Here is a 13,236-nt window from a genome sequence, read left to right as displayed (position 1 = left end):
TAATAACCGGTCAAAATATACAGGGACTGGCGGCGACATCACTTTGATAAGCGTTTTGCGCTTTGAAAAAGTCTCGTCCCCGTCAGTCTTTATCATAAGGGAAGACCGAAAAACTGTTTACTCATCAGAATCAAAAATAGGAGGCTTAAATATGATAATCGGAAAAAGTGTTACCCGTGTCGACGCACTTGATAAGGTCACGGGAAGATCTAAGTACACCGATGATCTTTGTGAGAAAAATGCTTTGGTAGCTAAAATTTATCACTCAACCAAAGCCAATGGGGTTGTAACCTCCATTGATACCTCAGAAGCAGAGAAAATTCCGGGAGTGGTCAAGATAGTGACCTGCTTCGATGTACCTAAGATCTATTTCCCAACAGCAGGACATCCATGGTCAACAGATCCTAGTCATCAGGATGTGGCGGACCGGCTTCTTTTAACGGACCGGGTTCGTTTTTGCGGCGATGATGTGGCAGCAGTAATCGCAGAAAATGAAATAGCTGCAAAGCAGGCAATCGCGGCTTTAAAGGTGGAATATGAGGAATATCCCTTTGTTCTTGACGTCCAAGAGGCTATGGCAGATGGAGCTCCCTGTCTTCATGAGAAATACCCGGGTAATGTATTGGGACATTCCAGCATCAGAAAAGGGAATCTAGAAGAAGCCATTAAAGAACCAGGGCTGATCAAAGTTGATCAGTGGTATGACACTCCCGTTGTTCAGCACTGCCATATTGAAAACCATATTTGTTTTGCCAGCATGGAAAATGGAAAAATATCAGTAGTATCTTCTACCCAGATTCCTCATATCGTCCGGAGAGTCGTGGGGCAGGCCCTTGGAATTCCGTGGGGAAGCGTCCGCATCATCAAACCTTATATAGGAGGCGGCTTTGGAAATAAGCAGGATGCTTTGTATGAGCCTCTTTGTGCTTATCTTTCAAAGGTCGTGGGAGGACGTCTGGTCAAGCTTGATGTGACCCGGGAGGAAACATTTGTAAGCAATCGTACAAGACACGCAATCCGCAGCCATATCATCAGCTGGGTGCGCCCTGACGGTACATTTGCCGCACGTAAACTGGAGTGCTTTTCCAATCAGGGAGCCTATGCTTCTCACGGACATGGAATTGCAGCTAAGGGCATGAATGCCTTCCCGCAGTTATATCCCTGCGAAAATATAGAATGCGATGCTTATACAGTATTCACCAATATGCCTGTGGCAGGCGCCATGCGTGGCTACGGAATCCCTCAGGCTATGTTCCCGGTGGAAAGCCAGACCGATGACATTGCATTGGCTATCGGCATGGATCCGGTGGAATTCCGCCGTAAAAATCTGATGCCCGTAGGCTATGTGGATGGCTTTTCTAAAAACGAAAACTATTATGACACCTTTAACCAATGTTTGGAAAAGGGAAAGGCTTATATAGATTTTGACCGGAAAAGGAAGGAATACGAAAACCAGACCGGCCCTGTACGCAAGGGCGTTGGCTGCTCTGTATTCTGGTATAACACAGCGGTATGGCCCATCAGTCTGGAATCCGCGTCCTGCCGGATGGTTCTCAATCAGGATGGTTCGGTACAGGTGCAGCTGGCGGAGACAGAGATCGGTCAGGGTGCTGATACGGCATTTGCCCAGATGACAGCAGCTACTCTGGGAATTCCTTTTGAAATGGTTCACGTAATTTCCTGCCAGGATACGGACATCACTCCTTTTGGTACTGGTTCCTATGCCTCAAGACAGACCTATGTAGGAGGCTTTGCCATAAAGCAGACGGCACTCTTATTAAAAGAGAGGATCTTAAAATATGCTTATGAGCTGACCCGGATGCCGTCCTTTAACCTGGATATCAAAGATGGAAAGATTGTGCGGACCACAGATGGAAGAGAGCTTATGACCTTAGGTGAACTATCCACGGAGGCTCTTTACAGCCTGTCTCACAGTGAGCATTTGACCTCTGAGAGTACTTATCAGATAAAATCCAATGCCTACTCCTTTGGATGCTGCTTTGCCGAGGTAGAAGTGGATATTCCGATGTGTAAAGTGAAATTGGTTAATATCATCAATGTCCATGACTGCGGACAGTTGATCAACCCGGCTCTTGCCGAGGCTCAGGTACATGGAGGAATGAGTATGGGAATCGGCTATGCTCTTTCAGAACAGCTTCTCATTGACGCAAAAACTGGAAAAACTTTAAACGACAATCTGCTGGATTATAAATTGTCTACTACCATGGACCATCCTCATCTGGAGGCCCAATTCGTGGAAAATTATGAACCAACCAGTGCATTTGGAACTAAGTCTTTGGGTGAACCTCCGGCCTGTCCGGTGGCTCCGGCAATCCGTAATGCCATCTTAAATGCAACAGGCGTGAGCATGTACCAGATACCAATGACATCCCAGGCTTTATTTAAACGGTTCAAGGAAGAGGAACTATTCTGAACTGTAACAACTGAATAGTAAGGAGGAATGCTCTATGTATGATATGAAAGCATTATATGAAGCAAATACCGTAGAAGAGGCGGTAAAGCTGCGTATGGAACATCCGGAAGCACAGATCATAGCTGGCGGCAGCGATGTTTTAATACAGATGCGAGAAGGAAAACGTGCCGGTAAGGAATTGATCAGTATTTATATGATTGATGAAATGAGAGGCGTGAAACTTGACGAGGAAGAGGCCATACGCATAGGTTCTCTCACCAGTTTTTCCCATATTACAAAGGATCCGATCATCCAGGAATACATTAACGTTCTTGGAGAAGCAGTAGATATGGTTGGCGGTCCCCAGATAAGAAACATTGCAACGATCGGTGGAAACACCTGCAACGGTGTTACATCAGCGGATTCGGCATCTACGCTTTTTGCATGGGATGCAGTGATCGAACTGACCGGTCCGGAAGGCATCCGTCGGATCCCTATCAGCGATTTCTATATAAAAGCAGGAACCGTGGATATTAAAGAGGGAGAACTCCAGACAGCGGTAATCATTCCTAAGAATAGTTATGAAGGATATAAGGGCCATTATATCAAATACGCCAACAGAAACGCTATGGATATCGCAACCACAGGCTGTTCCGTAAATGTCAAGCTGTCAGAGGATAAAAAGACAATCGAAGACATCAGGATCGCTTTTGGAGTAGCAGGCCCGATTCCCATGCGCACGAAAAGCGCAGAACTACTGGCAAAGGGACAGCCGGTATCGAAAGAGCTGGCAGAAGCCTTCGGTAAAGAAATCCTTGAAGATATCAATCCTCGTGATAGCTGGCGGGCCTCAAAGGATTTCCGTAAGCACATCGCTGTGGAAATGGCAACCCGTTGTTTCATAGAGTCAGTGAAACTTTCAGGAGGTGAGATCTAATGCCAGCACAATATAAGTTAGTAAAATGTACCATCAATGGAAAATACACAGAAACAATGGTGGATGTCCGGGCTTCTCTTACCGATTTGCTGCGGGATGATTACCGCCTGACTTCCGTAAAAAAAGGCTGTGAGGTAGGGGAATGCGGAGCCTGTAACGTGATCATAGATCATGAATGCTTCAATTCCTGCATCTATCTGGCTGTTTGGGCAGATGGAAAGAGTATCACAACCTTAGAAAGCCTTATGGGTCCAAATGGAGAGCTTTCCGACATCCAGCAGGCATTTATCGACGAGGCAGCGGTCCAGTGCGGATTCTGCACGCCGGGATTTATCATGTCAGCGGTAGAAATTTTAGAAAGCGGAAAAGAGTATACCAGAGATGAGCTTAGAAAGCTGATGTCCGGCCATTTATGCCGGTGCACGGGCTATGAGAATATCTTAAATGCGGTAGAGAAAACCATGCTCCGCAGATTAGGAAAGCTGCCATCCTAAATGCAGCTAAAAAGGAACAGGTAAAAAGGAGCAAGGCCAAAGCAACAGAAACGTTGCCGTAGCCTTGCTCCTTTTATATTCAATTAAGAAATATGATACCCAGGTTTAAGTAACCGGTAAATGTGATCCAAAGTAAATAAGGAACTTGTAAAACTGCTGCATCCGGATTGACAGTCCAGAAGGCAGATATCATTTTTACAACAGAGTACCAAAGGAAAACGAGAATCAAAAATGCCAGCAGATAGTTTTTTAAGTTAAAAAACACCAGGCTCCGGAGGAAGTTAAGCAGCAGCTGAGTTCCATATAGCCGGAGAGCCTCTCCTTTTCTGTGAGACGGCGAGGAGACGGCAAGATAGGAACCGAACCCCATGAGGATATATAATGCGGTCCAGATGATCGGAAGGAGCCATATAGGGGGAGAAAGAGCAGGGTGATTTAAGGTTTTATATATGGACAAGCCGTTTCTCGTCAAAAATGCTGTCAAAGCCCCAACTCCTAAGGGAATAGCGGTAAAAGCAGATAATTTTATCTGGTTTTTATCCATATGGCTTCACCTGTCTATGATTTGATACTATCTTATTCAGCTGGAGGGTGTAATATCCATATGCCGTCTGAATTCCCTGGGGGTTATTCCGAATTTTTCCTTAAAGATCCGGTTAAAATAGGACAGATTGTTAAACCCCGTATCCCCTGCAATGGTTAGTACCGAATCCTCAGAGGATAGGAGCAGCCTGGAGGCCATGGTTAAGCGGTAATCATTCAAGTAAGCGGTAAAAGGCATACCTATGGTGTTCTTAAAAAATCTCATAAAATGAGACTGGCTCATGCCGCAGGCGTCGGATACTTCTTCTATGGAAAGCGGCCTGTTGTAATGCTGTTCCACATATTTAAGGATCTGCCTGGTCCGCTCCAACTCTTTTTTGGGGCGGGGAGGAGGAGAGGAAGATGATGCCTCATTGCTCCAGAAAAGAAAAAACAGTTCCATTAATTTTCCTTTGATTAAAAGCTCATAGCCCTCAGGAAATGTCTCACGGACCTGATCAATCTGGTCTAAGCAGGAAGCGATTCCACTGTAAAAGGGAATATCTTTTGTCATATGCACCGGAAGATTTTTCTGTCCACGGCTGATGGGGGAGAAATAGGATTCCCAACAGATATCTGGATGCCTGGAGCGCAGCAGATTTAAGTCAAAGATGATATTCTCATACTCCATGGATTCCTGCTTCCACTTTTCGATGGTATGAAGCTTACCAGGGCTGACGACAATAATGTCACCCCCATGGACCTCATAGGGAACAAAATCCACCGATACCAGTCCTGTCCCTTTCTTTATATAGATGAATTCCATCTCATCGTGCCAGTGTAGTGGAACTTTGTTAAAATCCAGGGGAATGGTGCAGGGGTAAGTTAAGTAAGGAAAACCGGAAGGGTCCTGTTCCCGCTTTTCTTGATAGTTTTCGTACTGTATGATATTCATAAAACACCTGTTTTTCGAAATGATTAAGTGGTTGATGATAGTATTGTATCATAATATGCCAGAATGCTGCAAGATAAACACCGCATGGGATACTATAATACAAGAGTAGCGGTATAGAATGCAAAAAAGGAGTGGATTTTATGAATCTTGAGCAACGGATTATTGAAATAAACGATAAAGTGGTAAATCAGTGTTCTAATAAGGAAATATATTCTGCATTGCTGAAAATTGTCCAGGAGGAAGCAGAAAAAAGACAGCAAGAGGATGGAAAGAAAAAGGTATATTATATATCTGCGGAATTCTTAATCGGTAAACTTCTTTCCAATAATCTGATCAACCTTGGAATGTATGAGGAGGTCCGTAAACTCCTTATGGAAAACGGAAAAAATATTTGCGAGATCGAGGAAATGGAGCCGGAGCCTTCTCTTGGAAACGGCGGACTGGGACGTCTTGCCGCCTGTTTTCTGGATTCTATGGCAACCCTTGGCCTAAACGGAGACGGCATTGGTCTAAATTATCATTTTGGTTTATTTAAGCAAAGCTTTGAGGACCATCTTCAGATGGAGGATCCCAATCCCTGGATCGAGCAGAATAGCTGGCTTACCCGGACAGAAGTCAGTTATCCAGTGACCTTTGGAGGGCTGACCGTTCGTTCCAGAATGTATCATATAGGGGTGACTGGCTATCAAGGACGGACTAATCAGCTTCATCTGTTTGACTTAGAATCCATTGATGAGGAGATCATACAAGATGGAATTTCCTTTGATAAAGAGAACATTAAAAAGAATCTGACCCTGTTCCTCTACCCGGATGACAGTGACGAGGCCGGAAGGAAGCTTCGTATTTACCAGCAGTATTTTATGGTCAGCAGCGCTGCCCAGTATATTCTTGAAGAGTGCGTTAAAAAGGGCTGCAAACTTTATGATTTACCAGATTATGCGGTGATCCAGATCAATGATACCCACCCTTCCATGGTGATCCCGGAACTGGTACGCCTTTTAACCCTACGAGGGATTTCCTTTGAAGAGGCAGCGGAGATCGTCAGCAAGACCTGTGCTTACACCAATCATACTATTCTTGCGGAAGCCCTTGAAAAGTGGCCGATGGAATATTTAGAGGAGGCTGTGCCCCAACTGGTGCCTGTCATAAAGAAGCTGGATAAGCTTGCCCGCAACGTTCATCAGGATCCTTCTGTAGCGATCATTGATGAAAAGGATCTGGTACACATGGCCCATATGGATATCCATTATGGCTTCAGCGTCAATGGAGTGGCGTACCTTCATACAGAAATCTTGAAAAAAAGTGAATTGAAGAAATTTTATGATATTTATCCAGAGAAATTTTCCAATAAAACAAACGGGATTACCTTCCGCAGGTGGCTTCTCCAATGCAATCCTTTGCTTACACAGCTGATTACCTCCAGAATCGGAGAAGGGTATAAGAAAGACGCCATGGAGCTGGAAAAGCTGGCTGCGTTTGATGATGAAGCAACCTTAAAAGCAATCCTGGATATTAAGAGGCAGAATAAGACAGTATTAAAGGAATATCTTATGTCAACCCAGGGGGTAGATATCAATGAAAACTCCATTTATGATATTCAGGTTAAGCGCCTTCATGAATATAAGAGACAGCAGATGAATGCCCTTTATGTGATTCACAAGTATCTGGAGATAAAAAAAGGAAACTTACCGTCCACCCCAGTTACCGTGATTTTCGGTGCCAAGGCAGCCCCTGCCTATGTGATTGCAAAGGATATCATTCACCTGATCCTGTGTCTACAGGAGCTAGTGGGCAATGATCCACAGGTAAGCCCTTACTTGAAGGTGGTGATGGTGGAAAACTATAACGTATCCAAAGCAGAAAAGCTGATTCCTGCCTGTGATATCTCCCAGCAGATTTCCCTGGCATCCAAGGAGGCCAGCGGGACCGGAAACATGAAGTTCATGTTAAACGGGGCAGTGACTCTTGGAACGATGGATGGTGCCAATGTGGAGATCGCAGAGCTGGTGGGAGAGGACAATATTTATATATTCGGAGAATCCAGTGAAACGGTGATTCAGCATTATGAAAAAGCGGATTATGTGTCTAAGGAATATTACGAAACGGATGAGGAGATCCGGGAAGCTCTGGATTTTATGGTGGGAGCGGAGATGACTGCTATCGGCCATAAGGAGAACTTAAAAAGGCTCTATGATGAGATATTAAAGAAAGACTGGTTCATGACCCTGTTAGATTACAAAGCTTATTCGGCCGCCAGGGAAAGAATTTATAAGGATTATGAGGATTCTTCTGTATGGGCGAAAAAGATGTTAATTAATATTAGTAAGGCAGGGTATTTCTCTTCGGACAGGACTATTCTTGAGTATAACCGGGATATTTGGAAGCTGTAAAATAATAAATGCCCTTCCGCTGAAAGCTTTGGCTTAAAGCGGAAGGGCATTTTGTTAATATTTTGTTTAATTATGCATCCAGCATAGCAGCTTTTGCTTTCTCTTTATCTTCTTTACTCATTGGGAAGCAAAGGCTTGCGCAGATTGATACGATACAGCATACAGCAGCCGGTGCACTTGTTAAAGGTGCAATGGCTTCTAATAAAGGCTGAATGAACGCTGGGAATGTTTCCACGGCCAGACTCATGGAGGTAAGTCCAATACCGAATGACAGTGTAATACCGATAATGGTTACGTTTCTCTCGGAGAAACCTGCTTTGGCAATCATTTTAATACCATTTAATGTAATCATGGCAAATACAGAAATAATAGCGCCGCCCAAAACTGCATCCGGGATGGTTTGGAAAAGAGCTGCCAATTTCGGAATGAGTCCGCACAAAGCCAAGAATATAGCTCCTATGGCAACGCACCATTTGTTTACGATTCTTGTCATGGAGATAATGCCCGCATTCTGTCCAAACGCGGTGTTTGGCAGTGCGTTAAATACAGCCGCTAACATCGATCCAGCTGCATCTGCGAGGATAGCACCAGATGTTTCTTCGGAGGTAGGTTCCCTGTCAAACGCTGCAATGGTGATACCGCCGGTATTTCCGATGGTTTCCAGTCCGGAAATGACATAAAACAGGGCGAAATTTAAGATACCAGCTATAGAGAATTTGAGGCCGAAATAAAATGGCAATGGTACGGAGACAACTTTAGCAGCTGTAATCGGTGCAAAATTTACCATACCTAAGGCAATAGACACCACATATCCGATAGCCAGTCCAAAAAGTAAAGCGGAATTCTTTACAATGCCTTTGCCATACTTTTGGAGCAATAATACAAGGACAAATACAAATAATGCCATGCCCACGTTTTTCATTGAACCAAATACGCCTGAAAATTGATATTTAGCCGGATCCTCGTTGTATGCCGCCAGATTAGCCGCTGCGGCTGAACCGCCGTTAAAATAACGTGCGCCTGCGCTTAATAAGTTTAATCCAATGGCAATGAGCGTTGTTCCCACTACGATTGGTGAAAACAGATTGGCAAGTTTCTTATAGAAGAATCCCATAAATACTTCAACAAGACCACCTACAAGTGAACAGCCAAGAACCAGCGCATAGATATCACGCGGATCGGTCAGTCCCATGGAAGGTGCAACTTGAGTGGCAACAATGGCAGCCACGGAAACAAATGCAAAGGACGTACCCATGACTATGGGTAGATTCGCTCCAATGCGGTAGCTCTTCCCGAGCTTGAGCGGATACAACTGAAACAAGGTGGTTACACCGGATACAACCATTGCGGAAGATAACATAACGGTCTTATCAGCTGGCTCTAACCCACAGATACCGGCAATGATAAGTATTGGTGCTAAATTGCCCGTAAACATGGCCAGTATGTGCTGTAAACCTAGTGGGAATGCAGTTTTAAAACTTGGTCTGCCTTCCAGTTGATAGATCAGTTCTTTGTCGTTTTGCTTATTCAAAGATAGTCCCTCTCTTTTCTAAGATTTTCAAAGTCTTGTAGGGACTGTTCAGAAATAATTTGACAGTCCCCAGTCCCCCAATGGATTACAATACCCCTATTGTAATGACGTATCATAAATTCTATGATGGTCAACGACTTTGAATCTTGGTATTTTGCCTAATAGTAACGGTAATATTATACTATATTTTGCATAAAAATAAAAGAAAAATTCATAATTTTACTTATGAATGTGAGTTCCGGTCTTCTCTAAGATTCCATCTTTGGCTTTCTCAAGCAAGGTGATGAGCGCTTTACGCCCTTCCTTGGAATCTGCAAATTTCACGGCAGCCTGAACCTTTGGCAGCATGGAGCCAGGAGCGAAGTGTCCTTCTCCTATATACTTGCGGGCATCGTCTGTTGTGATATCGTCCAACCATTTCTCTTCCGGTTTACCGAAGTTTATTGCTACTTTCTCAACTGCTGTGAGGATGATTAAGAAGTCTGCATCCAGTTCCTCTGCCAGCAATTCACTTGCAAAATCTTTGTCAATAACTGCGCTTGCGCCTTTTAAATGATTTCCCTGAAGGGTAACGGGTATACCGCCGCCGCCGCAGGCAATAACCAGCTGTCCTGCTTCCACAAGGGAGCGGATTGCGCCGATTTCAATGATTTCTGCAGGGCTTGGAGAAGCTACCACACGGCGGTATCCCCGTCCTGCATCTTCCTTTGTGATGTATCCGTACTTTTCTTCAGCCAGTTTTGCTTCCTCTGCTGTCATAAAATGACCGATTGGCTTGCTGGGGGAGTTAAAAGCAGGATCGTTTTCATCCACACGAACCTGTGTGATCATGGTGGTTACAGGAATGTTGTTCATGTTCCTGTTAACCAGCTCTTCTCTTAAAGCATTCTGTAAGTCATAGCCGATATAAGCCTGGCTCATGGCTACACAGACGGAAAGAGGAGTGTTTGGCTGTTTGGGATCTTCCCGTGTTAAAGCGCTCATTGCGTTGTTAATCATACCCACCTGTGGGCCGTTGCCGTGAACTACTACTACTTCACAGCCTTCTTCGATCAAATCAACGATTGCTTTTGACGTGATCTTTACTGCAGCCATCTGCTCTGATAAAGTGTTACCTAAAGCATTGCCGCCTAACGCAATAACAATTCTTTTCTTCTTTTCCATTTTGCTATCCTCTTAGTGATTAAGAATTATTTAAAAGGCGCACCTGTATCCATTGGTAGGCTGCAGGTGCGCCTGATATTCTTAAATATGGAGCAGTTGCCCCGATGTGAATTTATTCAAAAATTCTTGGTGTTTTGCCAGATTCCAGCTTCTTTAAGATTTCCTGTGGATTCTCAAATTTGCTTAAGAAGATCATAGCAGCGATTACATATGGCTTGTAGCTAGCTTCTTTGTATAATGGATCGCGGTAACGATCAAAAACGGAAGCAACAACTTCGCCGTCTTTGCAGCTTACATCATTGATGTCAGCTGGTAAGCAGTGCATGTAAAGAGCCTTGCCATCTTTTGTGGTCTTCATAAGCTCTTCTGTACAGCACCAGTCTTTGTGGCTTGCGTTCTGAGACAGTAATTCTTTCTCAAGAGCCTTGATGCCTTCTGAATCGCCTTCACCGTAAAGGTTGGTTCTCTTTTCCATAGCTGCAAATGGAGCCCAGCTCTTTGGATATACAACGTCAGCATCCTTGAATGCGTCAGCCATATCGTTGGATACACGGAAGGAACCGCCGGATTTCTCAGCGTTCTTCTTAGCAACTTCAACAACTTCAGGCATAACTTCGTAGCCTTCTGGATGAGCTAAAACAACTTCCATACCCATACGAGTCATTAAGCCGATGATTCCCTGAGGAACGGATAATGGCTTTCCGTAGGAAGGAGAGTAAGCCCATGTCATAGCCAGCTTTTTGCCCTTTAAGTTCTCGATGCCGCCCATCTCATGGATGATGTGAAGCATATCAGCCATACTCTGAGTTGGATGGTCAATGTCGCACTGTAAGTTTACTAAGGTTGGTCTCTGCTCTAAGATGCCGTCTTTATTTCCCTGGGTAACAGCGTCCATAAATTCATGCATGTAGGTATTTCCTTTGCCAATATACATATCATCGCGGATACCGATAACATCTGCCATGAAGGAAACCATGTTAGCTGTTTCACGAACGGTCTCGCCGTGAGCTACCTGAGATTTGCCCTCGTCTAAATCCTGAACTTCCAGACCAAGTAAGTTACATGCGGAAGCGAAGGAGAAACGGGTACGTGTTGAGTTGTCACGGAATAAGGAAATTCCAAGACCGCTCTCGAATACTTTTGTGGAAATGTTGTTTTCTCTCATGAAACGAAGAGCATCAGCAACGGTCCATACAGCTTCTAACTCGTCGTCGGACTTCTCCCATGTTAAGAAGAAATCATTCTCATACATTTCCTTAAAGTTTAAGGAATTCAGTTTGTCAATGTAATCCTGTAAGGTTTTCATATTGTAGTTAGCCTCCTGAATATTATCTTGTTTTATTGTTATCTATCCTTCATGCAGTTTGCCAGGCATTGATTGGGGAAGGAATGTTCGGCAGACTGCAAAAATGATTGTTAGGAGTGGCGGCAGGCTTAAAAAGCCTGCTGCCAGAATTATGGTAATAAAATGGTTGTCAAAAGCTTGTCTGAATTATTTGCAGTAAGCGCCTGGAAGTGCTGCATATACTGCTGCACATGTTACCAGATCCTGCTTCCAGGTCTTCTCGTTAGGAGCATGAGCCTGAGCTTCTGCGCCAGGTCCGAAGCCGATGCATGGGATTCCGTTACGGCCCATGATGGAAACGCCGTTTGTAGAGAAGGTCCACTTGTCGGTAAGAGGACGAGCGGTTCTCATAGCAACAGTTTCTTCAGCACCGATTCTTACATCACCGTAAAGAGCCTTGTAAGATTCTTCCAGAGCCTTGGTAACATCGTGATCCTCCGGAATAACCCATGTTGGGAAGTAGCACTCGATCGGATAAACAAGTCCTGTGTAGGAAGGACGGGAATATTCATACATGGAAACAGTAACGTCTTCGCCGTATTTCTTTACATTAGGAAGGTTACGGATTTCTTCTAAGCAGCTTTCCCATGTCTCGCCTGCGGTCATACGACGGTCTAAGGATACGGAACAGGAGTCAGCAACTGCACAGCGGCTTGGAGAAGTAAAGAAGATCTCGGAAGCAGTAACAGTACCGCGTCCTAAGAAGTTAGCTTCTTTCCACTCTTTGTTGTATTTCTCATCAAGCATTTTTACAAGGCCCTTGATTTCCTTGTCATCAGCAGCATCATTCTCGTTCAGAGAGCGAACGTTCTGAAGGATGTCAGCCATCTTGTAGATTGCGTTGTCACCGCGCTCTGGTGCAGAACCGTGGCAGGAAACACCTTTCACGTCAACACGGATTTCCATACGTCCTCTCTGTCCGCGGTAGATGCCGCCGTCAGTAGGCTCTGTGGAAACAACGAATTCAGGACGAACCTTATCTTCGTTGATGATGTACTGCCAGCAAAGACCATCACAGTCCTCTTCCTGAACAGTACCAACAACTAAAGCGGTAAATTTGTCGTTTAAAAGACCTAAATCTTTCATGATCTTTGCGCCGTAAACTGCAGATACGATACCGCCGCACTGATCGGATACGCCGCGGCCGCCGATTTCTGTTTCGTTCTCATAGCCTTCGTATGGATCAAAGTTCCAGTTGTTCTTGTTGCCGATACCAACAGTATCGATGTGAGCGTCAAAGCCGATTAAAGTTTTGCCGGTTCCCATATAACCTAATACGTTACCCATGCCGTCGATTTCAACTTTGTCGAAACCTAACTTACGCATTTCTTCTGCGATACGGTCGATATGAGCCTTTTCATCACAGCTTTCGCCAGGGAATTTAACGATTTCCCGTAAGAATTTTGTCATGTCGGCTTGATAATTCTGTGCTGCTTCTTTGATTTTGTTGTAATCCATTTTGTTGTCCTCCATATTTTTTATATA

10 protein-coding genes are annotated in these 13,236 nt (G+C 44.4%); 4 read left to right on the top strand and 6 right to left on the bottom strand.

Features of this window, described 5'->3' with window-relative positions; genetic code table 11:
• The first annotated feature begins 151 nt into the window (after positions 1-151).
• From xdhA to xdhC, 3 genes are read left to right on the top strand one after another with little or no spacing between them, the layout of a single operon-like run.
• Complete coding sequence (gene xdhA, locus ACHZES_RS09490) at positions 152-2,434, top strand: xanthine dehydrogenase subunit XdhA (RefSeq protein WP_038283626.1); 2,283 nt, start codon at positions 152-154, stop codon at positions 2,432-2,434.
• A 34-nt stretch (positions 2,435-2,468) separates the two neighbouring features.
• Positions 2,469-3,350 (top strand): xanthine dehydrogenase subunit XdhB, encoded by an 882-nt coding sequence (gene xdhB, locus ACHZES_RS09485; RefSeq protein ID WP_038283624.1) that lies wholly within the window; start codon positions 2,469-2,471, stop codon positions 3,348-3,350.
• A complete protein-coding gene (gene xdhC / locus ACHZES_RS09480; protein ID WP_038283622.1) occupies positions 3,350-3,844 on the top strand; it encodes a xanthine dehydrogenase subunit XdhC in 495 nt (164 codons plus the stop codon). The genes xdhB and xdhC overlap by 1 nt, the downstream gene beginning before the upstream one ends.
• Before the next feature lie 79 nt (positions 3,845-3,923).
• Here the strand turns inward: xdhC and ACHZES_RS09475 are convergent, their stop codons facing one another.
• Together ACHZES_RS09475 and ACHZES_RS09470 are read right to left on the bottom strand one after the other, a co-directional pair.
• On the bottom strand, positions 3,924-4,388 hold the full coding sequence (locus ACHZES_RS09475; protein WP_051835283.1) for a TspO/MBR family protein: 465 nt from the start codon (positions 4,386-4,388) through the stop codon (positions 3,924-3,926).
• A gap of 36 nt (positions 4,389-4,424) precedes the next feature.
• A complete protein-coding gene (locus ACHZES_RS09470) occupies positions 4,425-5,321 on the bottom strand; it encodes a helix-turn-helix domain-containing protein (protein WP_395548137.1) in 897 nt (298 codons plus the stop codon).
• A 140-nt stretch (positions 5,322-5,461) separates the two neighbouring features.
• Here ACHZES_RS09470 and ACHZES_RS09465 point away from each other — a divergent pair, with 140 nt between their 5' ends.
• Positions 5,462-7,711, top strand: coding sequence for a glycogen/starch/alpha-glucan phosphorylase (locus ACHZES_RS09465; RefSeq protein WP_395548138.1), 2,250 nt, complete (start codon positions 5,462-5,464; stop codon positions 7,709-7,711).
• 70 nt (positions 7,712-7,781) lie between these two features.
• Here the strand turns inward: ACHZES_RS09465 and ACHZES_RS09460 are convergent, their stop codons facing one another.
• The 4 genes from ACHZES_RS09460 to ACHZES_RS09445 form a co-directional block, all read right to left on the bottom strand.
• Positions 7,782-9,242, bottom strand: coding sequence for a uracil-xanthine permease family protein (locus tag ACHZES_RS09460; protein ID WP_395548139.1), 1,461 nt, complete (start codon positions 9,240-9,242; stop codon positions 7,782-7,784).
• A 219-nt stretch (positions 9,243-9,461) separates the two neighbouring features.
• Positions 9,462-10,406, bottom strand: coding sequence for a carbamate kinase (arcC, locus tag ACHZES_RS09455; protein ID WP_038283614.1), 945 nt, complete (start codon positions 10,404-10,406; stop codon positions 9,462-9,464).
• Positions 10,407-10,518: 112 nt separating this feature from the next.
• Positions 10,519-11,712, bottom strand: coding sequence for a knotted carbamoyltransferase YgeW (gene ygeW / locus ACHZES_RS09450; RefSeq protein WP_038283613.1), 1,194 nt, complete (start codon positions 11,710-11,712; stop codon positions 10,519-10,521).
• 186 nt (positions 11,713-11,898) lie between these two features.
• Positions 11,899-13,209 (bottom strand): YgeY family selenium metabolism-linked hydrolase, encoded by a 1,311-nt coding sequence (locus ACHZES_RS09445; RefSeq protein WP_038283611.1) that lies wholly within the window; start codon positions 13,207-13,209, stop codon positions 11,899-11,901.
• Positions 13,210-13,236 lie beyond the last annotated feature (27 nt).

The sequence above is a fragment of the Lacrimispora sanguinis genome, assembly GCF_044987295.1.
Lineage (GTDB): Bacteria > Bacillota > Clostridia > Lachnospirales > Lachnospiraceae > Lacrimispora > Lacrimispora celerecrescens_B.
This window is presented reverse-complemented; position numbering and strand designations above follow the sequence as displayed.